This is a genomic window from Bacillus cabrialesii, from assembly GCF_004124315.2.
In the GTDB taxonomy this organism is placed as follows: domain Bacteria; phylum Bacillota; class Bacilli; order Bacillales; family Bacillaceae; genus Bacillus; species Bacillus cabrialesii.
Map to the genome: position 1 here is coordinate 3,947,512 of NZ_CP096889.1, position 25,409 is coordinate 3,972,920.

Below are 25,409 nucleotides of genomic sequence, written 5' to 3' on the forward strand. Positions count from 1 at the left end.
ACTTTTTAATAAGGGTAACTGGTTACAACATACCTTCCAGACTTAACAACCTTTACAGTATAAGTATGCCGACCATTCGTTTTTCTTCCAATAGGCTTTTTAAACTTCTTAAAGTGTACTGTTCTACCATCTTTCTGGACGTATGCCGGTCTAGTTCTTGCTGTTGCCTTAGTTGTTCTTCTTAAAGTTTTAGCACTTCTAAACTTGCTTTTTGGTTGCCCATTTGGCATTCGTGCCTTCGACTTAGGACCATGATCTTTTTTGATATGTTTCCAGTTGAAATTTTTACCTGATTTCGCAAATCTATAAACCCTTTTAGCACCCTTAAATATCTTCCCAGGACCAAAGTTAGAAGCAGCTGCCCAAGCAGCACCTTTCCACCCTTTACCTGATTTATATGCCTTATATCCATCATAGGCTGCAAACCCGGCATTTACCACAAGCCACACCCAATGCCCATCCGGATCAACATTCATCACTGGGTTATTATTTCCATAAGCATAGCCATTCTGATCCAATGAATCTCCGTCGCTACCCGGGTCTGGGTCTAGCGATAAGAACACGCCGTTTCTTGGCTCGTAGTAGCGGGCCATGAGATAGTACAGGCCGGTTTCTTCGTCATATTGGTAGCCTGCGTAGCGATAGCGGTTGTCTTTTACTTCATCGCTTGCTTCGGTTTTTGTTGGATTTCCCCATGCGTCATATTGATACTTGGCAACGGTTTTTCCAGTGCTGTCTGAGAGCGCGATGACGTCGCCGTGTGCGTTGTAGTGATAGAAATATTTCTTGCCATTTTCTGTGTAGGATAACAGCTGGCCGCTGTCTCCGTACGTGTATGATTTTGTAACTTTGTTGTCCGCGTCTGTTTCATACAAGACGTTCAAGCTGTCTCCGTCGTAGAAGTAGTTCGTGACTTTTCCGTTGACGGTTTTTTGGATTCTGTTTCCTTTTTCGTCATACTTATATGTTGCGAATGGCTTGTCTTCGCCTTTTTTTGTAACGGCGGTCAGGTTATCTTCTGCATCCCACATATATGTGAATTTGCCGTCGGATGTGCGGTTGCCGTTTTTATCGTAAGAGATGCTTTCCTCATTGACTTTTGTCAGCTGGTTCATGATGTTGAAAGAAGCGTTCACCGTTTTGCTTGAACCGTCTTTTACAGTGGTAACGGTTTTCCGGTTTCCGAATCCATCGTATGTGTATTCAATGACAGTACCGTCTTCATGGGTTTCTTTGACAAGCTGATTCAGCTTCCCATACTCATATCGCACCTTGCCGCTTGCTGAGCTGTTTATCGTTGTGCGATTGCCGTTGGCGTCGTATTCATAGCTTTCCGTCAGAATGCTTCCGCCGTTTTTGTCGCCGATATGCAGCGAGCTTACAAGGTTTCTTTCGTCATATGAAAAACTTGTTCCGCCGCCATTGCCCGTAATAAAGGTTTGGACGTTGCCATTTTCATCATAATCAAATGAATATGATGATGTACTGTCTTTCATCTCAACCATTTGATCCAGTTTGTTATACGTAAATTGATTCGTTCCTTTTTGATCCCCATGGCTCCACGAGAATGTTTTCAGCTTATCGGAGTCACTAGGATATGTCCAAGTTTGGCTGCCGCCGCGGTCAGTCAATTCGGTTAAACGGTTTTTGTTGTCAAATGTCCGTTTCTTTGTGGTGTTCTGCTCTTTATTGACGACCGACGTTTCATTTCCATTTTTGTCATACGTGAAATTGTACTTTTCTGTACCGTTATACGACTTTGATTTCACCCGGTCTGTTCCATCATAAGAAAGAGACACTTCGTTGCCATTTGGTGAAATGGTTTTGGTCAGGTTGCTGTTGGCATCATATTCGCTTGCTAACACATTGCCCAGAGGATCAGTTGTTTTGACAAGCTTGCCCATCACATCATATTCGTATTTATAGGTTTGATCTGCTCCCGCCCGGATGGTTTTGCTTACCTCATTGCCTTCCTTATCATAGCTGTGAAGGATAGACGTGCCGTTAGAGAGCGTCATGTTTGTCAATTGGTCTGCCTGATCATACGTATAGGTTGTTTTTTCACCTTTTGCATCCGTTTCAGACGTTTTCTTACCAGTTTCATCGTAATCAGTTGAAGTGGTGTAACCGAGTTCGTCCTCTTCCTTGGTCACATAGTTACCATTACTGTCATACGTGCTTTTTGTTAAAAGGCTTCCTTCAATCAGGCGGATATCATCAAACCAGACTGTGCCTGTCGCACTCTTTTGGAACAGAATGCTGATATCGACTTTATTGATCGGCTTTGTTTTTGGTATAACGACAGCTGCCCGGTTCCATTCCTGTGTTCCAGAAGGGAATTTGGCATTGTATACACCTGTGCTGCCGTCCGCATAAGTGACATTCGCCTGCAGAGAATAGTCTTTTTCATCTGTAAATTTGACGCTGCTGGCTTTCGACATTCCTGTCAGTGTGATATAAACTGGTTTGTCGTTTGCGCTTTGCCCTAAGACAACGGTTTGTTTTGTTACTGATCCGGCTTGGGACGCACTGGTCCGGGCAGCTTTTAATGATACGTCATCATTAAAGCCTTCTTTAGAATCAACGGATGCCCCGCTTACATTCCAGTTTTCCGTTGCTGATGTGAAACTGCTGTTTAGAACTGGATTATAGCTTGATGATACTTCGCCTTTTTCCAGCTGGACTTCATCGAACCATGCTTTTCCTTTGCCATCTTTATCTTTATGATCGACTTCCATATACACAACAGCTTTTCCTGCATTCGCTGGAGTCGTAAAAGTGATTTGCCGTTTTGTCCAGTCATTTTTTCCGGCTAATGCACTGTATTCATTGTGAATCCATTGAATTCGTTTTTGATCTTTGTCTCGCAAATCAATGTTAAAGTAGGCTCTTGATTTCGCAAGATCTGTTTTGATTTTCCCGCTTAATGTATAGGTTGTATTCGGCTCCAGTTCAACTGTTTGAGTCGCTGACGAATACCCATGATCGGTTCCGGCAGACGTTGATTGGCTCAAGACTTCCAATGCCTTTGATCCGGAAAGAACTCCGCTTTTATCGGCGATGACTGAAATTTTGCCGCTGTCTTTTGAGGCAGTCAGATTCCAGCCGGATTTTTGCGCTTCAAAGCTTCCATCTTTCAAAATATTAGTTGAAGCTGATAAATCTTTGCTCGATTGAATCTGATTTCCGTATTTGTCATAAACAGCTGCTGAAGATGATTTTCCGCTCTGATCGGTTTCGGATACAGCATCCAGTCCGTCATAAGCAATATCCGTGACTTTGCCCTCGGTATCCTTCATTTTTGTGACATCGTTGTTTTTGTTGTATTCGTATGTCTCAGTTCCATATGCGTCTTTAACAGACGTAACGTTGCCATCTTTGTCATATTGATAGCTTTCCGTTGCTTTTCCGGTGCCGACGTCGTTTGGATCTACATCTTCTACGACATTATTACCTTCATATTTTGTATTCGTTGTAATTTTTAGCCCTTCGGCATCATCAATAACCTGAATCGGATTTCCCGCTTCATTATAGCCATACTGTACCTTCCGGCCATTTGGCTGTGTCATGAGAAGTGTCTTTTTATCAGCATCATAGCTATAGACATATGTTTCTTTTTTAGCGTTGATCGCTTTATCGAGACGGTGTCCGCTATACTGATATTCGGTAAAGACAGGCTTTGCTTCGGTACTGTTGGCTGAATACTGTTTGACAAGGCGCCCTTCGCCATCATAGTCATAGCTTGTGACAGTCCCATCTGTATCCGTAACCTTCTTCAGCAAATCATTCTCATATGAGTAGGTGACTTTTTTATTCTTAGGTCCGGTGATGGAAGTCACATGGCCGTTTTCATCATAGGTAAATGTAAGCTTGCGGCCTGATGCATCTGTAATGGCGGTCAGTTGATTTTTGTCATTGTAAGTATAGACAGTTGCATTGTTGTGGCCATCCACTACTTTTTGAAGTTTGCCGCCTTTTTTATTGAAATAAGCATTAGTTTGATCTTTTGTTTTTAATATGAACTGATCAGCTGTTTCTGTTAATTCAAGATATACACCGGTCGGCGGCTGATACGTGCCATCGGCTTTTTTAGTAAATCGATGTGTAGTAGCGTCTTCATCAATATACATTGCTCCGCCATCCGTTGAAATGACAGATGTTTCTGAATCAGCATACCAGCCTTGCCCAAATAAATGATCAGAGCTGTCAAGACTGTTGTAGGTTCTCGATAAGCCAAGTCCCGGACCGCGTCCGTCAATTGACAAATCTTCTTCATTCACAATGACATTGCCTGTCGCACCATTTAACTGGCCGCTTGGGATATCAATGATAGACCAGTATTCTTCTGTTCCAAGGAATTCTGCGCCTTCATGGAACGTTGGGTTAAAGGGAGCCGTCGGAATCGTTTCACCATTTGCATCATACGCGGAAAGAGTGAAGGAATAATTCTTCTTCCCTTTGTAATTCCCATTTGCATTGTTATAAACAGGAGATGGATCGAGGGCTAATTCCCCGCCTTTTCCATCTGTATGCAGCTTATAGCTTCCGGCTTTTATTTCCCCAGAAGTCGGCCAGATGTTTTTATTTTGGGTTGTCCAATGATCCGCGTCACCAACATCAAAAGACTGATATTCTTTACCGTTGTAAATGTTAACTTTATAGCCTTTCGCATTTTGAACCTTTTCCCATATTAAGTTCACATAGCCTGTTTGACTTGATTTTGTATTTGTATACAAGTAGCCAGTTAAATTTTTCGGCTTAGCGATATCAGGAAGTGTCGGGTTAGCAGCCGGTGATGCAATAGCTTCGCCGGCTTTGTTATATGCGATAATTTTATATGAGTAATTTTTTTTGGCTCCATCTCCACCGGCGTTTTTATAAGTCGGACCGGGATTGATTGGCAGCTCTGCTCCGTTTCCGTCCTTTAGATGAAGAGCGTATTTTCCCGCTTTGATTTCAGCACTTGTCGGCCAGATCTTTTTCCCCTTGGTGGACCAAGACGTCTGATTTCCGAGATCAAGTGTCTCAAAGCCTTTCCCATTGAACACCTGAATTTTATAGCCGGTTGCACCAGATACAGCTTTCCAAGAAAGATCGAAGTATCCTGTGGCATTCCCATTATTAAAGCCCTTTGTTGACGGTGCTTGTGCTTTTCCTACATTAGGAATAACGGGCTTTGCCGGTGCGGACATCGCTCCTTCACCCTGGTCAAATATTGCACTGACGCCAATCCAATAGTTTTTGCTTGTGGCATAGCTTCCGCCAGAATTCTTATACACGGGAGATGGATCTAGCGCTAATTCAGTTCCGCCTTTTCCATCAAGGTGAAGCTTGTATTTACCGGATGAAATTTCTGCACTTGTCGGCCAAATGTTTTTCCCTTTTGAGCTCCATGATGTCGTGTTGCCGACTGAGATCGCTTGATATTCTTTCCCATTATAAATCCATACCTTATAACCTTTTGCCCCATCGGCCTTTTTCCAGCTGATATTGAAAAAGCCAGTGCCGTTCCCGTTACTGTATGCTTTAACAGCAGGGGTGTTTCCCTTTGGTATGGTATACGTCACTTCAATATACGGTTTATTAGCGGAGTTCGCTGAAGAAATCAGTTTTTTCCAATAATCCTTACCGTTTCCATTTGTATGAAGCTTAAATCCATAGTTGGCCCCGCCGGAATTCCATGACTTTACAGCAGCAGTCACATCGTAACTTGCCCACTGTCCTTTATGGACCTCAGCTTTGCCGATATTTTTCGATGCCGGTTTGGTGTTCCATGTCACTTTTCCATTATCGTAATTGCTGTTAACTGTATCCAGCCAAAGACCGGTTGCCTTTGTTCCATAATAGGAATGGGCGACGTATGTTTTTAATGTTGCTTTGGTGACAGTCATATTTTGAATCGGTTTTAGGTTGTTAAATTTCATGAACGCGTAGTTTGTGCCTGTTGTTTTGTCATAATAGCCCGTTTTCAGCACATACGCCTTTAAATTAGCGTCCCATTTTTGCGTGGACGCCGAATAGTTCGTCGTCGGATAGGCACTCATGACAAACGTATCTGATGAAACAGATAATGATGTTGACGGGTCGATAGATACTGGATATACACGTTCAGGATCCTTCAGCCAGTTCTCGTCTGCTGTAAGATGAAGCAAATACCCTTCTTCATTCTTTTCCAGCTTGTAGCCGACTTTGTCAGACCGTTCAACCTCACCGGAAAGCTCATCTAACTTAGAATCCGTCATAAAAGGTTTAGGCACAGAAAAAACAACTTTGCCTTTTTCATCAGAAAAATCAATGGATCCATCATCTTGTTCTTTAGCTTGCAAATCGGTTTTCAACTGAAATGTAAATGTGTTGTACCCATCATATTGATGAAGGACTAAATCTTCTTTTATGTTTTCATTGAATGTGAAAGTTTGAAGATCAATATTCGGAAAAACATCCGGATAAACAATCTCATTACTGTCAGTCTTATAATCTGCTGAGGTATCTTTCGGAGTAAGTGAAGTTTTGTTTGGGCCTTTCGCTTCTACAAGTGAATATGTAACCTTATGCTCATTATGCTCAAAAGTCGCATAAAGCCCGTTCTTCATTTGCTTTTGGAAATCTGAATTCAAAATGGCATTCTCTGTCTCGACTTGTTTGCTTGTCGATTCTTTTAACTCAGGAGAAATGTCTTCCCAGTCAGCATTTGGTGTTTCCTTTGTATGAATGGGATCAAGGTATACTTGCTGTTTATAAACACCGTCTCCTTCATAATAGAGCTTTGTATTTTCTGTTCTTTCTGAGGTGATCTCTCCCTCTTTGTTTATATCTTTTTGATTGAAAGGTACAGCTTGCTCTGTTTGTTCATTCTGAAGAGTTTCTTCAGGATCAGAAGCCGTAACACCATTTCCCTCCTCTTCTTCTGTGGTTTTTGCTAGTACATCTACTGGCAATAATGAAATCATTAAAGCCAATACTAAAAATGCTGCTATGAACCTTTTAAAGTTCCGCCTCTTTCTTTTTTTCATTTCCTCTCTCCTTTTTGTAATATAAGTAACATTCAACAAATAATCTTAATGATCATGAAATGTTATTGCAATATTTTTCTGGAAAGTTTATCTTATTTTAAGAATTAACCAGAGGAAATTGACCCAAAAATAAAAAGGCCACTTAGGCCTTTTTACACTCTTTCTATCATTATTGAATTTGTTCAATATCCTTACCCTCAGCAACCACATCCGCCTTCCCTCGCCTCCTGACAAGCGTCAAAGCCATGCCCGCAAAGATCATCACGATGCCTAGTGTTTGATAGAGATCTGGGCGGAAACCCGTGAAGACGGTATCGAGTACGATAGCGACAGCCGGGTCGAGGAAGACAATGATTGAGATAAATTTTGTTGATAAAAATCGCAAACTGTCAAAAAACAGCAAATAGACAATACCCGTATGGATGATACCGGTAGACACCACCATGATCCAATTTCCTTGAGACAGGTCAGCAAAAGCGCCGAAGTGAATAAATGGAATCAGGATGATCACCCCTAAACCGGTTTGCAGGAAGGTGGTCGTGTAAGGGCTGAGGTTTTGAATGCCTTTGCCCAATAAAGTGGTGAACGCATAAAACAGTGCGGCGAGAACGGCCCAAATGATCCCTGATCCCATCAGCTGTGTAATTGAAGTGCTGCCGTTAATCCCGGAAATCAGCGCAGTTCCCAGAAAACAGATGATAATGGAGCTGACGGAGATCACATTTAATTTCTCTCTGTAGATGATGCTCCCCAGAAGAAGAACAAGCACCGGTGCAAGGTGATAAACGGAGATGGCGATCGTGACAGATGTTTCTTCAAAAGATTTAAATAAAAATACCCAGTTGAATACAAGAAAGAAACCGCACGCTAATGTTTGCAGCACTTCTCTCTTGCTCCACTTTTCAGTTTTATACTGGCCGGATGCCAGCCAGCAAAAGCTTAAAAATAGTGTCGCGCAAAGGCAGCGGACAAATACCAATTCAAATGACGGCAGATTGGTATGCTCTGAGAAAAAGCCGATGGAACCGAAAATCACCATGGAGATGACCATTTTCAGCACGGCTGTTGATTTTTGTTTTGTTACGATTGAGAGATCTTGCTGCATCAAGCGTATTCTACCTCCAGTTATGTATATGGAAAAGCACCCCAACTGCTAGGTGCTTTCCCTTTTTTATAGTTTCTTGCCGGCCGTCCAGCCGCCGTCTATGACAAAGTTTGAGCCTGTAATAAAGTGCGCATCATCCGAAGCTAAATACTTCATACAGGAAACGATATCATTCGGCTGCCCCCACGTATGGAGGGCATGGTTATCTTTGATCAGCTGAACCATTTCATCGTCTTGAAAATACTCTTCCGTTAATTCTGTTTGGATCACGCCCGGTGAAATGCTATTCACCCTGATTCCCTTAGATCCAAATTCCATAGCAAGCTGCTTCGTCAATCCGATGACCGCATGCTTGGAAGACACATAGGCAGCCCGCGCCGGCTCAGCCATCAGCCCGGACACAGAGGCGATATTGATCACACAGCCTTGTTTCTCCAGCTTAGACCACAGCCTTGCCGCGTCCCGGGAAAGAATAAAGGCGGCCGTGAGATTAATGTCTATGACCTTTTTGAATGATTCTGCCGATAACTCAAGAACAGGGGTGATTTCCCTTATTCCTGCTGCATTGATTAAGATGTCCGGAATCAATTGGCTTTGTTCAAGCTTTGGCATCAACGATTCCGCCTGCTGAACATCAGACAAGTCTGCTTCTGCCATGTGAAAGTCACTGTTTACTATAAATTCTGACATTTTATTCGTTTGAATATCTACTCCAACGACCCGAAATCCGTCCGCTAGAAATTGCTTTACCGCTGCAAAGCCGATTCCGCTATTTGCCCCAGTGATTATTATATTCTTTTTTTTCACCATTTTACATTCTGCCTTTTTTTATATTGTTAATTTTTAATAATCTGAATACTATAGTTTGACAATATATTACAAATAATTTAGCATTGCATTACATCCTCTATTTTCCACATTTTCTATCATACAGGAAATTACCAAAAAAATCATCTGCTTTTTAAGGAGAGATTCATATGGTTCAAGTTTCAAACGTACAAAAAGAGTTAACATCCGATATTTCTAATTATGCTTCTTTTTTAAAGGAAAACGGCTATTCGTATATTCCAGCAGATTTCTACCAGCAAAAAACTACAGAAGCCGCAGTCCGCGAATTACAGCTTACATATGAGGATTTGAAAGCTGATCCTAAAGGAGGCGGCCGTTACAGAGCGCATTCCCGCTATATTCTGGCTCCTCACTCCGACACCCTTGAATTAGATCCGGATAACGGGTATTTCCAATCAAAAGAATATAATTACGATGACGGCGGTATTGTCAGAGAATTCGATAAAATATCAAATGAGTTTCTACAGCATCCTGTGACGCAGCAAATGATACATTCAAATGTAGAAATGGCTCGTCAAACCGATTTTGTAGATTGGGAGAAAGAAGTGATCGTCGGGCTCCACCAAATTAGGTATCATGTGACACCTGACGCGCCTTCATACAGTTCTCCCATTTGGCTGCACCGTGACGATGAACCGCTTGTATTCGTTCATCTGTTTAAACTGAGCGAGGACGCCATCGGCGGGGATAACTTGATTGCTCCGTCTGTGAAACAAATTGATAAAGTGCTGCGGCTGACGGACCCGCTTGAAACCCTCGCTTTGGGGCAAAAGGTCTTTCATGCGGTAACACCGGTCGGCACTGCCAATATAGATGGCGCGCATCGAGATATATTATTAGTTACATTTTCTAACAGATAAAAAAAGCGCCCAAGGGCGCTTTTTTTAACAAATCTATCGAACAATCAAAACCGGGCAAGGCGATAATTGAGACACTTTATGGCTGACGCTTCCAAGCATCATTTCTTTCAGGCCGCTGATGCCCCGGCTTCCGACTACGATCAGGCTGACGCCTTTCTCTTTAGCGTTATTTAATATCTCATGCGCCGGCTCGCCATTCGCGTAAATGATTTCAGCTTGAACACCGTTATCGGCTGCTTTTTCTTTTGCGTTCTCAAGGATTTTCAGGCCTTCTTTTTTAACCTCGTTCCTGATTTCATCAATAAAATGTTCAGGCACATAGACAATTCCCGTCAGAGAAGAAGTCGTGACGACAGCCTCTCTCCCCACATGAAGGATGCTTAGTTCCGCCTGCTGTTCTTTAGCCAAATGCACTGCGGCATCAAGCGCTTTTGCACTCATTTCTGATCCGTCAATCGCAACTAACATTTTGTTAAACATGCTCTTCCCGCCTTTCGGACTGTGGGTGGTTCATCTTTCTCTTTTATTGTCCGCCTGTTTCCGGTTATTGTCAATCGAAGCGCATCAGTTTTCAAAAAGTTGTCAGAGACTCTCCCCGTTTGTAGCGATGGCCTGCTGATACCAGCTGAAGCTTTTTTTCTTGGTGCGGTTTAATGTTCCGTTTCCTTCATTGTCCCGGTCCACATAAATGTAGCCGTAGCGCTTTTTCATTTCCGCAGTGGATGCGCTGACAAGGTCAATTGGCCCCCAAGATGTGTAGCCGATTAACTCCACGCCGTCCGCAATGGCTTCCCGCGCTTCAATTAGATGATCACGGAGATAGTTGATTCTGTAATCGTCCTGAATGGTGCCGTCTTCCTCAACTTTGTCTACAGCGCCAAGGCCGTTTTCAACGATGAAAAGAGGCTTCTGATAGCGGTCATATAAGGTGTTGAGCGTGATGCGCAAGCCTTTCGGATCAATCTGCCAGCCCCATTCTGATGATTTCAGATAAGGATTTTTGACTCCGCCCAAAAGGTTTCCTCCTGATTTCGCAAGATCTTTTGGATCGGTGCTTGCCGCCATCGACATGTAGTAGCTGAATCCGATGTAATCCACCGTATGTTCTTTCAAGAGCTCTTCATCGCCTTCAGCCATTTCAATTTCAATATTGTTTTCCGCCAGATAGCGTTTCATATATCCCGGGTACGCGCCTCGCGCCTGAACATCTGAGAAGAAAAGTGTTTTGCGCTCATTCTCCATTGCCGCGAAAACATCCTCCGGCTTAGATGTCATCGGATAGGTTGTCGTTGCCGCTATCATACAGCCGATTTTCGAATCAGGGATGATCTCGTGACCCGCTTTGACAGCAAGAGCACTGGCCACAAATTGGTGGTGTGCCGCCTGATACATCGCGTTTCGTTTGTTTTCTCCTTCTTCAAAAACAAGGCCCCCGCCGGTAAACGGCGCATGGAGCACCACGTTAATTTCGTTGAAGGTCATCCAGTACTTCACTTTGTGTTGATAGCGTTGGAATACAGTTTTGGCATAGCGTTCATAAAACTCGATGACTTTGCGGTTCTTCCAGCCGCCATAATTCTTTACTAAACCGATCGGCATTTCATAATGAGAAATGGTTACGACAGGCTCAATATGATGCTTTAACAGTTCATCAAACAGCTTGTCATAAAATGTGAGGCCCTCTTCATTCGGCTCCTTTTCATCGCCATTCGGAAAAATTCTCGTCCACGCAATCGATGTGCGGAATGCCTTGAACCCCATTTCTGCAAACAAGGCGATATCCTCTTTATAGCGATGATAAAAATCAATTCCGGTGTGATACAGATTCAAGGAAGTCATCGATTCATCAAATGGGGACATGATGCCGTTCGGCGATACGTCAGCTGTCGAGAGCCCCTTGCCGCCCTCGTTATAAGCACCTTCAACCTGGTTGGCAGCAACCGCGCCGCCCCATAAAAATCCTTCTGGAAATCGTTTTGCATTTGAACTCATATTGATCACCCCATCATTTTTTTAGGATAAAGCAAGCAACGCTTCTTTTGTCTGCACTTTGCCGATTTCTTTCACCGGCGAAAACGCATATTGGTCTGTGTTGGTCACGATCACCGGGGTAATGACGTCATATCCCGCGGCTTTGATTTGTTCCAGATCAAAGGACACGAGCGGATCGCCCGGTGTAACCTTGTCGCCTTCTTTGACGTGAGCCGTGAACCATTGTCCCTCGAGCTTCACCGTGTCCAGCCCAATGTGTATGAGGATTTCAGCTCCCTGATCACTCGTAATGCCAATGGCGTGTTTTGTTTTAAAAACAGTGGTAACGCTTCCGCGAACGGGTGAAACGACTTCTCCTTCTTCGGGCTCAATGGCAAACCCTTTTCCCATGATCCCGGCAGAAAACACTCCATCATTCACTTCGCTTAATGCTTTTACTTCTCCTTTAATCGGGCTGTGAATGATTTCTCCGCCGCCTTCATCACTTTTTCCTACAGCCGGCCGCTCGCCGCCGTCAGACGGTACATCCTCGAATCCAATCAAATACGCAGCTGCTGTTCCGGCCGCAAAAGCAATAACAAGACCGATCATCGCGTAAATAAACGTCGGGCCGATAAAGACAGGGATACTCGGCAGACCCGCATTCCCTCCGACAATATAGGAAGCAACACCCGTCATACCGTAAAACGCGCCACCGGCTGCACCGCCAATCAAAGCGGCCGCAAACGGTTTTTTCAAACGCATATTCACACCGTACATCGCGGGTTCTGTAATCCCCATCAGCGCCGTTATGCTTGTGGTAAGCGCAAGTGATTTAAACTTTTTATTTCTGGAGCGAAGGAAGACGGCAAATGATGCCCCGGCCTGCCCCATATTCGCCAAAAACATAGCCGGAAGTATATAATCGTGTCCGTTTTGAGCGATGTTGTTGATCATGATCGGCACAAAGGCATAATGCATGCCCGTCATAATGATTAAAGAGAACGTTCCCGCAAGCAAAATCATCGCCACAAGCCCTGCATGATCAAATAAATAATTCACGCCAGCAGACAAGTATTCTCCTAAAATAGCACCAAGCGGACCGACTGTAATCAATGTAAGCGGTACGACAATCAGTAAAGTCAATGTCGGAACCACAATCAATTTGAGAGAGGAGTGTGTGAAACGATCAATCCACTTTTCCACGTATGAAGCGATCCAAATCGCCAGCAAAATCGGAATGACGGTTGACGAATAAGTAGCAGCGGTTACAGGAAGCCCGATAAAGGAAATCGGTTTCCCCGCACCAAGCAGCGCCGTCAAATCCGGATGCAGAATCGACGCCGCAATGGCCGCCGCTACGTATGGATTGCTTCCGAATTTTCTCGCCGCACTCATCGCAAGCAGGAGCGGCAGAAAGTAGAACGCGCCGTCACCGACAGCCGTCAAAATGACATGGATCTGGCTCTTCTCCGCCATCCAGCCAAACGTAACCGCTAGCGCGACAAGCCCTTTGATCATCCCCGCTCCCGCAATCGCAGGCAGAATCGGGGTAAACACACCAGAAATCACATCAAAGACCGCACTCAGTACATTCTTTTTCTGAGAGGATGAACCAGCGCTCTTTTCATCACTGAGATTGCTGTGCCGCAGCATCGCCTGATACACCTTCGGCACATCGTTCCCGATAATAATTTGAAACTGCTCGCCGCTGACATTGGTGCCCATCACCCCCGACAGCTGCTCCAACTGACTGCGATCCGCCTTCGAATTGTCATGAAGATTAAAACGCAGCCTCGTCATGCAGTGAATCACGCGCTGAACGTTGTCTTCACCGCCTACGAGTTGTAATATGTCCTTCGATAATTTATCATAATCCATGTGTATACCTCCTTTTTATGGGGGGACTGCTGGATGAAAGGTGGCCGCCTTTCATCCAGCTTTTTTTGTATCAAACTGCAGCATCACCTCCTACATGAAAATAAAAAAACCTAAATGACACAGATTGCGAGAGTCTCCTCCTGCACCTGTACCATTTAGGTTTTGCCTGCTTTCACAGTAACAATCCTGACGGGTCGCTGTATTTGTTTGTAGGTATACTTTAGCACTAGATTTATGAGATGTCAACGCTTTCATTTTTGGTGTTGACTAAGGGAAATTACTTTTTAAGTACTATTTTTGTTTATAGTGATAAGGTATTTTGTATATTTTGTTTTTATTTCACTAAAAATTCTCACAAATATAATCTGACTTAATATAAAAAGTAAAAAACCTTGAAAGGCAATTTTGCCGATCAAGGTACATGTTTTATTTTTGACTATCCCTTTTCCATATACTTTCTCCGTCAGTTAAAAAAACTGCACTTGGCGGATCATCATAAAGTGAAATTTCAACTAATGAACCTTTCTTTTGTATTAACCAATTATATAAACTACTTTCTTCACTAATAGGATGAGCTAAAATATCATTTACTTGAAATGTAACTGCATAATATTTGATAAAATTCACATCATCGTCATCCAACCCATTGTCTGTTTCAAAGAGTGTGTCTGGTTCACCAATAATCTTTAATCCACTATCCCACTCTATTATCAAGTCACTATCTTTATACTCTTTTAACGCTTTTATTAAAGGATCATATTCCATGTATATCCTCCTCAAGAGAAAAGCCTCTGCAATCATGCCGTGAGAGTCAGATTCTACAGAGGAAATCGCATGCTGTGTTTGTTTTAGTACTTTTTTGTATTCGTCGATAAACATGCCAAAGAAAAGGAGAAAGGGTTTATGAATTAGCTTTATAAAAGATTATTTTTATTAAAAAACCTTGAAAGGCATATAGCCAGTCAAGGTATGATAACAATAACATTATATTTAGAAGTATCAACTACTTCACCTACTGATTTATCTGAGAGAATATCATAATTGTTTTATATATTCTTTCTAATAAAATAAGGCTATTTTAAAGTAACTCCACTCCAACTTGTTTGCAAAATTTAACTTTAAGTCTCTCTTCTTGACCCACATTCATTACCATAACTTTGTCATCTTTTTTTATACTTGTTACATTATTAAAATCACCTGTAAATACTATAGAATCATTAAATGTAATACTTAGACTACTCGTTTGCTTATATACATCTAAAGTTAAAATCACCTTGAAATTTTGGTCATCTTTGTAAGTATAAATTAATTCTCCATCATCTATATTGCCTGTTATACTCACCGGCTCACTTTGAAAAAGTTCTAATAGATCATATTCATCATACTTTATAAACATTTGTATTCATCCTTTTATTAATTATTTCGGTATAACTGTGATAACATCGCCTGCTTCATTTATTATTACTTTGACATCCAGTGTTTCATGAACAAACGTTCCGCTTCTATTACCAGGTATCTTTTTCGTATTCATTATAGCGTCTTCAATAACTGAAGGTGAAATATTTCTTGGGTCAACATATTTTTTGATAAAATCACTAAATTCTTTTGTTTGTGGTTTATATCCTATTTCTTCAGCTTTTTTAATTGCTCTACTTGTTAAAGTAGCTTTTACTTCAGGAATATCAGGTGCCATTCTTTCCAAAGCATGCTGAGAATACTTTCTTCCATTTATTTCTCCTCCGCCTTTTGACATGTTCCAACCAATTTCACCCGTACCCTTAGAAGCAACTTTATTAACTTCACCCTTAATTTCCTTCTCCGTAACATGTTTAGCCACATCTGTGACAACACGCTTCCCGCCTCGGACCGCCAATTTTTTAATAGCGCCCTGAGGACTTACCCACTCAATAAATTCATATTGGGTTCCGGCAAGAAATGAATCCAGTGACTTAGCTCCGCCTACTTTATCCTCTGGTATGTAAGACACTTCTTCTAGCCGCTTTTTCCCTCCAGCGTAGAATTCTCTTACGATTTGGCCGTTTTCATATACATAATATTTGCCGCCGACGTAGTCCATGCTTGCAGTATCACTTTCTAGCTCGTCAATCACTTGAATCGTATCTATCTTTTTTAATCCTTTATGATTATACAGTTTATCATTTATCACCCGTATGTCTCCATAGACTTTCGGGTGAGCTGCTGCTTCTTTCTGCAGAACTGTTACGTTACTGTCATCAGCATGAATCTCGCGCTCGATCCTCTGTTGTTTGCCATCCTTCACCACGGTATCAACGTTGGACTGCTTATGTTTCTCTAGCTTCTTCAACATCATCTCCATCGGTGAATCATCCGCCTGCTTCATTTGCGGGTTAATGGCGCCCAAGGTTTGGTTGATGTTTTCTTCTTCCTTTGATTTCAGGATGGAGCCGCTTTTGTAGCCTGTGATTTCAATTTTTGGCCCGGTGTACATCGTTTCGAGCTGATCAATGTATTTTTTCATCGTTTGAAAATCTGATTTTGCTGTTTCTAGTGCTTGGGTTTGCTGGCCGTCAAATTGAAAGAGCTTATTCAGGGTGTCTGAAATCAGTCGCTCAGCCTGTTCTGTTTCCATCCGGAAAAAGGAGTCATTGACTGTCGGCAGGCTGACGATGTGGCCGATGGCTGATGTCTGGCGATTGACTGCGTCAGTGAGCTGCTCTGTCACTTCTCGTGCATGCTTGACCCCGTGTCTTGCGTCGTGTGAGAGAAAAGCCTCTGCGATCATGCCGTGGGAATCAGATTCTACAGAGGAAATCGCATGCTGTGTTTGTTTCAGCACTTTTTTGTATTCATCGATAAACATGCCAAAGAAAAGGAGAAAAGGCTTGTGGCACTCCTCGTAGAAGGTCCGGATGGCATCTCCTCCTTTTCCTTTTAGCGCGTCCTTCATGCTTGCCAGGTGCTCAACGCTTTTTTCCAGCTTCTCCAGCTGCTGTTTTTGCTTGTCCAGTTTCTCAATCGTATGCTGAATGCCCTCGTGAAGAGCGTGGACATCTAATGTTTTCAATCCCTTGTCCTCCCGCGCTTTATTTCATGGAAGATGATATGTTTTCGTCCGTTTCCTTCATGGCGTTTACCGCGCTTTCCGTTTGTGCGATATGCTTGGCCAGAACGGACGCATATGCTTCAGTGAGTTCTTTGATGTCCTCATTTAATTGCTCGATGGACTTTACAACGTTTAAATGATTTCTGCCTGAGAGATGGCCGGGCACGGAGGACTTGAGTTCAGCTGAATTCTTGAGCTGTGAGAGCCCTTGCTTCACTGTGCCATAGACCATTTTAATTTCCTGTGCCATTTGTGCTCACCTCACTTTTTATGTTTTTCCTTCTCTATTTCATGCTCTATTCTCGTGATTTGGCGTCTGATGGAATATATTTCGCCCTCTAATGAGTCGATTTTTCCTTCGATGCTTTCGATGATTCCGCTGACTTGATCGTTTTTGATTTGCTGATATGCTTTGTTCATTCCTTCACGAATATCTTCAAACCTCTCAGCATGTGTTCCTCTCCATGCCTCCCGGTTAAGATGAGGCCGGTGAATGAGATGCTGGGCCTCGGAAAATTCATGTTTGATTTGCCTGATTTCGTGCAGCACTCGTTTTAACTGATGGATTTGTTCCTGCTTTTCATGTAAGTTGGCTTTTACCGAATGTAACAACATTTCACTATGCATGCCGTAACACCTCGTGTTTCTATCTAAACTGTGTAAATTCTTTACAATACAGACTATTTTCATATTACATGATGGGTCATATTGGATAAATAGGTAAAAGGGTCTGTCTTAAGGAGAGTTGTCCTGGTTCTAAATTGCTAAAATTCGATTTATATGATTTTATAAGGGGGGGATGATGATCATAAAGAGGGTCTTTTTGTTTAGGTCTTTAACCTCATTTCCACTTCTATTTTTTCTCCCTCTTAACCGTTACTAATAGTCAACAAAGATCATAAAAAACGCCTTCTCTCGAAGGCGCTTCTCCATCTTATTTAGATCCCCAAACAGCCTCACCGCTGCCATTCAACACACTAAACGTCATCACGTTCTTCTCTCTCACTGAATCCCACTGCTGTAAAAACACTCCGCTATACTTCTTGCCGGCTAACGTAAGTTCATCTGTACTTTTTCCGGTTTTCTTCCATGTTCCAGTCATTTCCCCGGAAATGGTATGGTTTTTGTTGAGCTGGATGTTGATGGTTTTTTTGATGTCGGCTGAAATGTCTTTTCCGTGCTGGATGAGTTTGTATGTTCCTGTGATGTCTTTTTGTTTTACTTCTTTCAGTGTTTCTCCTGCGTAACGATATGGCGCTGTTACCGGCCAGCCGTCTTTGTTCATGAACATTTGGTGGACTCTGACTTCGTGTTCTTCACCTCTGCTCGGGAAGCGGGTGTGGAAGATTAAATAGGAGCGTCCGGTTTTTTCGTCATAGTATGCTGAGTTGTGTCCTGGTGAGACGTAGCCGGGTCCTTTTTCGTTTTCTGATTCAAATGAATAGCTGCCCATGAGTTTGACGCCGTATGGTTCGATGGATCGGTCGTCAAAGAATGTGCCTTCTTTGCCGCGGACGTCAAGCATCGGGTTGCCTTCTGCGTCATAGTAAGGACCGTCCGGTTTCTTGGAGCGGGCGACACGGATGTTGTAGCCCCCTGTTGCATCGAGACCGCCATATGACAGGTATAAGTAGTAGTATTGGGTGTCTGGATTGTAGAGAACATACGGGCCTTCGATTCTGCTGTGGTTGCCGCCGAGCAGTTTTTTGCCGTATCCCTGCCCAGGAAGCGGGAAGCCTGTTTTCGGATTCATTTCAAGAATGAAAATGCCGCCTGAGTATGATCCGTACACCATCCACAGCTTGCCGTCTTTATCAAAGAAGGTATGCGGGTCTACAACATTCGGATGTTTGGTTGCGTCATACGGTGTTCCATCGCTGCTTGTGCCTTCCATTCCTGATTTTAAAAAGATGCCTTTGTTTTTGTACGGGCCTTCAATGTTGTCAGCGACGGCGACACCCATGGCGGATCTTGGCGAATCGCCGCGGCAGGCGTTGTAGTACATATAATACTTGCCGTCCGCCAGCTGCGTGACATCAGCCGCCCAAAGGGTATCGGATTGCGCCCATTCGAAGGTATCTTTTAATTCTTCGTAGACATTGGGAATCAGAGGATTGTCGCTGCTTACACTGGTGGTTAGCTGCTGCCATTGCATGAGGTCATTTGTTTTAGCTGAAGCGAGGTGAGATCCAAAAACATAAAAGGTGCCATTTGTTTCAATGATGGAAGGGTCATGGACGCTGACTTCTTTAAATACTGGTTTTTCTGGTTTTTCTGCCTTTTGTGCATAGACGGAGTTTGGCAGGGTGAAGGCCATGATAAGGGCTGCAAGAAAACATACACGGAACAATCGGTTGAACATCTAAACAATTCGCCTCACTTTTTAATTAAATTTTTAAGCGCTTACATTTTCTATGAAGAAACACCGGCCCGCTATGAAGGCCGGATGTTTTCATATTCAAACGGATAGGTGATTCCCCACTGTTCCCTTACATTGTCCATGATACTCATGACAGCCAGGGAGAGACTGATGGTCTGGCTGTCTGTTTGGTGCAGGACTGCTGCTTGCATGTCCTCTACTTCATAGTTCAACCCTTTTGCCGTTTCTCCTTCTTTCATCATCTCTGTTTTTCCATTTGCGTACGTAATGAACGCTTTGTCCGGCCTTGTGAAATCTAACACTGTGATAAATCCATTTTCTCCGGCAACCACGCCTCCTTTTGGCATTTTCGCCCTCATTTTCAGCGATATGACAGCTATTTCATTGTCGGCGTTTTTTAAGATGATGCCTGACTGCTCGTCAACACCGGTGTCAGCCGGCTTGGCCGTGCTGAGGATCTCATTCGGCTGGCTCGTGAGAAAATACCTTACGAACGCAAGCGTATAGGCTCCCGTGTCTAAGAGTGCGCCGCCAGCCACCCCGGAACTGTCTATGTCGTGATGGTAGCGATTGCCGGATTTGCCGGAGTCGTGGTCTGGATGAGCATCGCGCTGTCCCAGCTCTTGTTTCGAAAGAGATTTATTAAAAAAGGGGGGAATATAAAAGATCTGACATGTCGCACGCCGCTTTATCCTCTGATGCCCATAGCCGCTCATTTACTATGCTCAGCTTCTTGTATCGGCGTTGCTTTTGACCCCAATCAAAGAATCGCGCTTTTCTGCGGAATACCTTGTATCATTCTTTGCTATCTCATCTTCTATTTCAAGAGAAAGATGATGAAATCAAAAAAATCGGCCAAGAGGAATATCAGATCGATCATATCCTTTAATGAAAAAAGCACACCCCGCTCATGATGGGGTGTGCTTTCTTAATTATTCCGTAATTAACGTATGAATCAGCTTCGGCGCCTTCGCTTCCGCTGCGATGCGGATGTTGTCATAGACTTTCGCGATGACTTCATCAACGTTTTCGCGGTTGGCGTAAAGCGTCACGAGCGGTTCGCCGTTTTCTACCTTGTCGCCGACCTTTTTGCGGAGCATGATACCGACGGCTAAATCGATTTCATCTTCTTTTGTGGCGCGTCCGGCACCCAGCAGCATCGCTGCGACGCCGATTTCGTCCGCGACGATTTCGGAGACGACACCCGCTTCTTTGGCAGGCACATCAATTTGATATGCAGCTTGCGGAAGCTTAGATGGATCGTCAACAATCGAGCTGTCGCCGCCTTGGTTTTTCAGGAAGTTTTTGAATTTCTCCAGCGCTTTGCCGTTTTTCATGACTTCTTCCAGCTTCGCTCTCGCTTCGTCCAAAGTATTGGCTTTTTTCGCAAGCACGACCATCTGGCTTCCGAGCGTTAAGACAAGCTCATGAAGATCCTCAGGGCCCTCGCCTTTGAGCGTATCGATCGCTTCTTTGACTTCAAGCGCATTTCCGATCGCAAAGCCGAGCGGCTGAGACATATCAGAAATAACAGCCATTGTTTGGCGGCCGACGTTATTTCCGATGCGTACCATCGCTTTGGCGAGTTCAGCCGCGTCTTCTTCCGTTTTCATGAAGGCGCCCGCTCCCGTTTTTACATCCAGCACGATGGCATCCGCCCCGGCAGCGATTTTTTTGCTCATAATCGAGCTTGCAATCAGCGGGATGGAATTGACCGTTCCCGTTACATCACGAAGCGCGTACAGTTTTTTATCAGCAGGCGTTAAATTGCCGCTTTGGCCGATGACGGCGACCTTGTCGCGGTTCACAAGCTTAATAAATTCGTCCTTCGTCAGTTCCACGTGAAAACCGTCGATTGCCTCTAATTTATCAATCGTCCCGCCCGTATGGCCGAGGCCGCGGCCGGACATTTTGGCAACCGGCACGCCGAGAGCCGCAACTAGCGGGGCGAGAACGAGTGTTGTCGTATCGCCGACGCCGCCGGTGGAGTGTTTATCCACTTTAATCCCTTCAATGGCAGAAAGATCAATCGTTTCACCGGAGTTCACCATAGCCATCGTCAAGTCTGCACGTTCACGGTCACTCATATCCTGGAAGAAAATCGCCATGGCAAGCGCGCTTGCCTGATAATCAGGAATGCTTCCATCCGTATAGCCGTTCACGAAAAATTGAATTTCTTCTGTGGTGAGTTCTTTTCCGTTTTGTTTTTTGATGATGATATCTACCATTCTCATGTATAGTCACCGATCCTTTTCAATTAAGTTCAATAAATCAAGCCCACAATTGCCGCTGATAAAAAGCTGACAAGCGTAGCGCCGTATAATAATTTCAGGCCGAAACGAGCGACGACATTCCCTTGCTTTTCATTCAGTCCTTTTACCGCACCGGCAATGATTCCGATTGAGGAGAAGTTCGCAAATGACACAAGGAATACCGATACGATCGCTGTTGTGCGGCCGCTGAAATGGAAGCCGTTTTGCGTCAGAGACGTCATGGCGACAAATTCATTCGATACCATTTTTGTTGCCATAATGCTTCCCGCATTAACAGCTTCATTCCATGGAATACCCACAAGAAAAGCGAATGGAGCAAACACATATCCAAGAATGTCTTGGAAGGAAATACCGAATACCGCGTTAAAAATACCGTTAATTAAGGCAATAATCGCGACAAATCCGATCAGCATCGCAGCAACGACAACCGCTACTTTGAAGCCGTCAAGGATGTATTCTCCGAGCACTTCGAAGAAGGATTGTTTTTCTTCCTCTTCTACACGAAGCATATCCTCTTCTTTTGCAACCTCGTAAGGATTAATAATGGAAGCGATAATGAAACCGCCAAATAAGTTCAAGACAAGCGCCGTTACAACATATTCCGGTTTGAGCATTGTCATATACGCGCCGACGATTGACATGGATACGGTTGACATCGCTGAAGCGCAAAGCGTGTACAAACGCTGCTGATTTAAAAGGCCGAGTTCTTTCTTCAAGGAGATAAATACTTCCGACTGCCCTAAAATAGCAGAAGCGACTGCGTTATATGATTCCAGTCTTCCCATACCGTTTACCTTGCTGAGGGCAAGACCGATATATCGAATAATAAACGGGAGGACTTTCCACTTTTGCAGAATCCCGATTAGAGCGGAAATAAACACGATTGGCAGGAGCACATTCATAAAGAATGTCGTTTGGTCCGCATTGACGAGTCCGCCAAACACAAAGTTGATTCCTTCCGCCGCGTATTCAAGCAGGTAATTGAATCCTTTCGCAAAGCCTCCTACGAGGAAATTTCCTATCCCGGTATTGAGGAGAATATAGCCGAGAATAAATTGCAAAATGAGCATAACAACAATTGGGCGGATCTTAATTCTTTTTTTCCCGCTGCTCGCGATCCACGCAAGGCCTAAAAACACGATTAAACCGATAATCCCAATCAAATACTTCATATGTGTTCTCCTTTATTTGTATTCGCTTACAACAATTGTTTCCTCAGAAAACGGAAAGCCAATGCCTTCCGTCAGCTTCTTAGTAGTTGTCTCCGCCTGATGCGTTTTCTCCTTTTACGATGGAAACGCCTGCGCTGGCGCCGATTCGGCTTGCTCCCGCCTCGACCATTGTGTCTACATCTTCTTTCGTTCTAACGCCGCCAGATGCCTTCACGCCGATATCAGGGCCTACTGTTTTGCGCATTAAGGCGATATCTTCCTTCGTTGCGCCGCCTGTAGAGAAGCCTGTTGATGTTTTCACGAAGTCCGCTCCGGCAGAAACCGCTAAACGGCACGCACGTTCTTTTTCTTCATCAGTCAGAAGGCATGTTTCGATAATGACTTTGACAAGCGCTTTTCCGGCTGCGGCTTCCACCACACCGCGGATATCCGCTTCAACCACATCGTCTTCTTTGTCTTTCAAAGCGGCAATGTTAATGACCATGTCCACTTCAGTGGCGCCTTTTGAAATGGCGTCTTTTGTTTCGAACGCTTTTGTTTCAGTTGTGTTGGCGCCGAGCGGGAAGCCGATGACCGTACAAACGTCGACTCCAGTTCCTTCAAGCTCTTTTGCAGCAAGCTCCACCCATGTCGGATTGACACATACTGAAGCAAACTTGTATGTTTTCGCTTCTTCGATTAATGTTAGAATTTCCGCTTTTTGTGTATGCGGTTTCAAAGCTGTATGATCAATTATGTGAGCTAATGACATCCTTCGCACACTTCCTTTTTTGTTAAGATATTTTTTAGCATAACCGACTTTTGAACATATGTAAATTGGTAATTGAAATTTTGTTCAACGAACGGTTTGAGCGTGTCACAAATCATTAACAAGCACCCTTGCGGTATGCTGGTCAATAATTAAAACGTTGGCATATTTTCCTGTTAACGCGCCATGTATGGAAGGCACTTTTCTGCTCCCGCCAGCCACTAAAATGGAGCGTTCCTTCAGCCTGAGGTCTTCAAGCTCTACGCCGATGGTCCGGTCATTGATGGCGCTGCTGCAAATATTCCCTTTCGCATCAAAAAAGCGTGAACAGATATCCCCGACGGCCTGTTTTTTCAGAAGGGCCTTCTCTTCTTCATGAAAATACCCAAGCCGGAATAACAGCGCTTCGTCACGGACCGTTCCCACCGTAAAGAGAGCGATATTCGCCTGCTTGCCCATCTCGATGATCCGCTCAATATGACGGTCTTTCTCCACCATTCGCTTCACATCCGCATTATCAAACACGACGGGAAGCGGGAGATAGCGCGGCATCGTTTGAAAAGCCTCCGCAAACAGCTGAATCGTTTCAGCGGAATACGTGTTTACCCGGGAATGACTGATGCCGCCTTTCAGCTGGACGACCTCGACGCCTTTTACCTGCTTCGGCTGCATGTTTTGCGCGATTTGATACATGGTGGTTCCCCAGCTGACGCCGACAATGTCGCCGTCTTTTACCGTTTCATGCATATATTCTGCACCATAGCGGCTTAGGTCATGTGTAATTCCTGCATAATCGGGTGTCGGGGAAAATACAACATGCGCCTCGAGAAGCCCGTATTTCTCTTCAAGCATGGAACCGAGCGCATCCAAATCCTCAAAAGGGTCCATGACGCGAATCTGGACAAACCCTTTTTCTTTTGCATATTGCAGCAGCCGGGAAACGGTCGGCCTTGAAATGTTGAGCTGCTCAGCAATTTGCTGCTGACTGTAGTCAGACTGATAGTAGAGCCTTGCCACTTCTATGCTTAGTTGTTGTTTTTCCCGATCCATTCCGCACCTCCCTTTGGATCAGTTCCCGATGAAACTGCTTTCGATTTGCTTTTATTATACAGGCTGGCGCCAGCTTTCATCCACCTGATTTCTAAGAAACTATAAAACGCTCTGGGCGCAGATCTGCCCAGAGCTTACTTCTCCCATGTCATATGCTGATAAATGCCTTTCATCATAGCGTACATTCCATATAAGATCAGCCCGGATGCCAAAATAGATAGAATCATTTTGCCATGCGGCTGCTGCGCGAGCTCGGCGAGCGCGCCGTCAAAGCCTCTTGTGTCGTCAGGATCAGCTGTCATGGCTGTCTTGATGAGAAAATAGCCGATGGCTGAGAAAATAATGGCGCGGGCGATATTGCCTGCGCGCCCGGTGTTTTTTGCGATGCATATCATCTGTTTGTTCATTTTTGACGTATCGAATTCTTTCATAAATGCCGCCCGGACGCCCTTCACAAATTGAACAATCGCAAATAGGATAAAAACCGCACCCGTAAGCCCTGTGAACCATTGGCCGAACGGCTGCGCTAATACATAAGCGGACCACGTCTGTTCCGAAGTGCTGCCGTCCCCTTTGCCAAACACAAATCGCAAAGCATTCCAAGCAATGGATGCGTAAACGGCGGCGCTGAAAAAGTTTCCCGTTCTCCGCGACAGGCCTCGCCTGCTTGTTCCGTGGCCCTCCGTATCCTTGAGGGCGCTCAGCACCATCCATATCACATAACCGATAAGACCGACGCCAATGAGAAAAAGCAAGAATGACCCATATGGCATGCGTGATAAGGTTTGGAGCGCCCCGCTCGAATCCTTCGCGCCGCCCGCCCCGGCCGCCGTCATAAAGGCTAAAATCCCGAGCAGGATAAAAACGCCGCCGAATGCAAAATAACCAAGCCTCCCGAATCGCTTGATCCAAGGCTTGGTTTCCTGTTTGATCTTTGACATGCATTGGTCTTTCACAGCCATGTGTCCAACCCTCTTTCACAGATTCCTTACTGTTACATTCCCGATTGGACAAAGTTGAAA

18 protein-coding genes and 2 pseudogenes are annotated in these 25,409 nt (G+C 44.2%); 2 read left to right on the plus strand and 18 right to left on the minus strand.

Annotated features, from left to right (window positions below):
- Nucleotides 1–5: 5 nt before the first annotated feature.
- The 3 genes from wapA to EFK13_RS20175 all read right to left on the minus strand — a co-directional run bounded on the left by wapA (nt 6) and on the right by EFK13_RS20175 (nt 8,928).
- Nucleotides 6–7,013 (minus strand): tRNA nuclease WapA, encoded by a 7,008-nt coding sequence (gene wapA, locus EFK13_RS20165; RefSeq protein WP_129507127.1) that lies wholly within the window; start codon nt 7,011–7,013, stop codon nt 6–8.
- A 169-nt stretch (nt 7,014–7,182) separates the two neighbouring features.
- Entirely contained in the window at nt 7,183–8,118 is a 936-nt protein-coding gene (locus tag EFK13_RS20170) for a DMT family transporter (protein WP_129507272.1), read from the minus strand.
- A gap of 66 nt (nt 8,119–8,184) precedes the next feature.
- Entirely contained in the window at nt 8,185–8,928 is a 744-nt protein-coding gene (locus EFK13_RS20175) for an SDR family NAD(P)-dependent oxidoreductase (RefSeq protein WP_129507126.1), read from the minus strand.
- Between the two features lie 167 nt (nt 8,929–9,095).
- Between EFK13_RS20175 and EFK13_RS20180 the strand changes: the two genes are divergently transcribed.
- A complete protein-coding gene (locus EFK13_RS20180; RefSeq protein WP_129507125.1) occupies nt 9,096–9,827 on the plus strand; it encodes a 2OG-Fe dioxygenase family protein in 732 nt (243 codons plus the stop codon).
- A gap of 33 nt (nt 9,828–9,860) precedes the next feature.
- On the opposite strand, the gene EFK13_RS20185 is transcribed toward EFK13_RS20180, so the two are convergent.
- The 10 genes and pseudogenes from EFK13_RS20185 to EFK13_RS21295 form a co-directional block, all read right to left on the minus strand.
- Nucleotides 9,861–10,307 (minus strand): universal stress protein, encoded by a 447-nt coding sequence (locus EFK13_RS20185; protein ID WP_129507124.1) that lies wholly within the window; start codon nt 10,305–10,307, stop codon nt 9,861–9,863.
- Nucleotides 10,308–10,409: 102 nt separating this feature from the next.
- Nucleotides 10,410–11,819 carry an aryl-phospho-beta-d-glucosidase gene (gene bglH / locus EFK13_RS20190; protein ID WP_129507123.1) on the minus strand — a complete coding sequence of 470 codons (1,410 nt, stop codon included), beginning with the start codon at nt 11,817–11,819 and terminating at the stop codon, nt 10,410–10,412.
- Nucleotides 11,820–11,840: 21 nt separating this feature from the next.
- Nucleotides 11,841–13,679, minus strand: a complete 1,839-nt coding sequence (gene bglP, locus EFK13_RS20195) for a PTS beta-glucoside transporter subunit IIABC (RefSeq protein WP_129507122.1) — start codon at nt 13,677–13,679, stop codon at nt 11,841–11,843.
- Nucleotides 13,680–14,105: 426 nt separating this feature from the next.
- Nucleotides 14,106–14,591, minus strand: a pseudogene (locus EFK13_RS20200) (T7SS effector LXG polymorphic toxin); the annotation flags it as partial.
- A 166-nt stretch (nt 14,592–14,757) separates the two neighbouring features.
- Nucleotides 14,758–15,075, minus strand: coding sequence for a hypothetical protein (locus tag EFK13_RS20210; RefSeq protein ID WP_015250872.1), 318 nt, complete (start codon nt 15,073–15,075; stop codon nt 14,758–14,760).
- Nucleotides 15,076–15,096: 21 nt separating this feature from the next.
- Complete coding sequence (locus tag EFK13_RS20215; protein ID WP_129507120.1) at nt 15,097–16,725, minus strand: ribonuclease YeeF family protein; 1,629 nt, start codon at nt 16,723–16,725, stop codon at nt 15,097–15,099.
- Between the two features lie 19 nt (nt 16,726–16,744).
- Nucleotides 16,745–17,014 carry a YwqI/YxiC family protein gene (locus EFK13_RS20220; protein ID WP_044160050.1) on the minus strand — a complete coding sequence of 90 codons (270 nt, stop codon included), beginning with the start codon at nt 17,012–17,014 and terminating at the stop codon, nt 16,745–16,747.
- Nucleotides 17,015–17,025: 11 nt separating this feature from the next.
- A complete protein-coding gene (locus EFK13_RS20225) occupies nt 17,026–17,391 on the minus strand; it encodes a YwqH-like family protein (RefSeq protein WP_129507119.1) in 366 nt (121 codons plus the stop codon).
- A 307-nt stretch (nt 17,392–17,698) separates the two neighbouring features.
- Nucleotides 17,699–19,126, minus strand: coding sequence for an arabinan endo-1,5-alpha-L-arabinosidase AbnB (abnB, locus tag EFK13_RS20230; RefSeq protein ID WP_129507118.1), 1,428 nt, complete (start codon nt 19,124–19,126; stop codon nt 17,699–17,701).
- A 71-nt stretch (nt 19,127–19,197) separates the two neighbouring features.
- Nucleotides 19,198–19,683, minus strand: coding sequence for a Gfo/Idh/MocA family protein (locus EFK13_RS21295; protein ID WP_407062106.1), 486 nt, complete (start codon nt 19,681–19,683; stop codon nt 19,198–19,200).
- Between EFK13_RS21295 and EFK13_RS20235 the strand changes: the two are divergent.
- Nucleotides 19,684–20,033: pseudogene (locus EFK13_RS20235) on the plus strand (amino acid permease); the annotation flags it as partial.
- 43 nt (nt 20,034–20,076) lie between these two features.
- Here EFK13_RS20235 and EFK13_RS20240 read toward each other — a convergent pair.
- The 5 genes from EFK13_RS20240 to EFK13_RS20260 form a co-directional block, all read right to left on the minus strand.
- On the minus strand, nt 20,077–21,378 hold the full coding sequence (locus EFK13_RS20240; protein ID WP_129507117.1) for a pyrimidine-nucleoside phosphorylase: 1,302 nt from the start codon (nt 21,376–21,378) through the stop codon (nt 20,077–20,079).
- A 29-nt stretch (nt 21,379–21,407) separates the two neighbouring features.
- Nucleotides 21,408–22,589 carry a nucleoside permease NupC gene (nupC, locus tag EFK13_RS20245; protein ID WP_129507116.1) on the minus strand — a complete coding sequence of 394 codons (1,182 nt, stop codon included), beginning with the start codon at nt 22,587–22,589 and terminating at the stop codon, nt 21,408–21,410.
- A 79-nt stretch (nt 22,590–22,668) separates the two neighbouring features.
- Complete coding sequence (gene deoC / locus EFK13_RS20250) at nt 22,669–23,340, minus strand: deoxyribose-phosphate aldolase (RefSeq protein ID WP_129507115.1); 672 nt, start codon at nt 23,338–23,340, stop codon at nt 22,669–22,671.
- A gap of 105 nt (nt 23,341–23,445) precedes the next feature.
- A complete protein-coding gene (gene deoR / locus EFK13_RS20255; protein WP_129507114.1) occupies nt 23,446–24,387 on the minus strand; it encodes a DNA-binding transcriptional repressor DeoR in 942 nt (313 codons plus the stop codon).
- Between the two features lie 134 nt (nt 24,388–24,521).
- Complete coding sequence (locus tag EFK13_RS20260; RefSeq protein WP_129507113.1) at nt 24,522–25,349, minus strand: DUF1206 domain-containing protein; 828 nt, start codon at nt 25,347–25,349, stop codon at nt 24,522–24,524.
- Between the last annotated feature and the right edge of the window lie 60 nt (nt 25,350–25,409).

Bases quoted from the DNA above. Each gene is read 5' to 3' on its own strand.
- abnB (WP_129507118.1), bottom strand. From the start codon at position 19,126: ATGTTCAACCGATTGTTCCGTGTATGTTTTCTTGCAGCCCTTATCATG.
- bglP (WP_129507122.1), bottom strand. From the start codon at position 13,679: ATGGATTATGATAAATTATCGAAGGACATATTACAACTCGTAGGCGGT.
- EFK13_RS20260 (WP_129507113.1), bottom strand. From the start codon at position 25,349: ATGGCTGTGAAAGACCAATGCATGTCAAAGATCAAACAGGAAACCAAG.
- EFK13_RS20180 (WP_129507125.1), top strand. From the start codon at position 9,096: ATGGTTCAAGTTTCAAACGTACAAAAAGAGTTAACATCCGATATTTCT.
- EFK13_RS20240 (WP_129507117.1), bottom strand. From the start codon at position 21,378: ATGAGAATGGTAGATATCATCATCAAAAAACAAAACGGAAAAGAACTC.
- EFK13_RS20210 (WP_015250872.1), bottom strand. From the start codon at position 15,075: ATGTTTATAAAGTATGATGAATATGATCTATTAGAACTTTTTCAAAGT.
- deoR (WP_129507114.1), bottom strand. From the start codon at position 24,387: ATGGATCGGGAAAAACAACAACTAAGCATAGAAGTGGCAAGGCTCTAC.
- EFK13_RS20225 (WP_129507119.1), bottom strand. From the start codon at position 17,391: ATGCATAGTGAAATGTTGTTACATTCGGTAAAAGCCAACTTACATGAA.
- EFK13_RS20175 (WP_129507126.1), bottom strand. From the start codon at position 8,928: ATGGTGAAAAAAAAGAATATAATAATCACTGGGGCAAATAGCGGAATC.
- wapA (WP_129507127.1), bottom strand. From the start codon at position 7,013: ATGAAAAAAAGAAAGAGGCGGAACTTTAAAAGGTTCATAGCAGCATTT.
- EFK13_RS20170 (WP_129507272.1), bottom strand. From the start codon at position 8,118: ATGCAGCAAGATCTCTCAATCGTAACAAAACAAAAATCAACAGCCGTG.
- deoC (WP_129507115.1), bottom strand. From the start codon at position 23,340: ATGTCATTAGCTCACATAATTGATCATACAGCTTTGAAACCGCATACA.
- EFK13_RS20220 (WP_044160050.1), bottom strand. From the start codon at position 17,014: ATGGCACAGGAAATTAAAATGGTCTATGGCACAGTGAAGCAAGGGCTC.
- nupC (WP_129507116.1), bottom strand. From the start codon at position 22,589: ATGAAGTATTTGATTGGGATTATCGGTTTAATCGTGTTTTTAGGCCTT.
- EFK13_RS20185 (WP_129507124.1), bottom strand. From the start codon at position 10,307: ATGTTTAACAAAATGTTAGTTGCGATTGACGGATCAGAAATGAGTGCA.
- bglH (WP_129507123.1), bottom strand. From the start codon at position 11,819: ATGAGTTCAAATGCAAAACGATTTCCAGAAGGATTTTTATGGGGCGGC.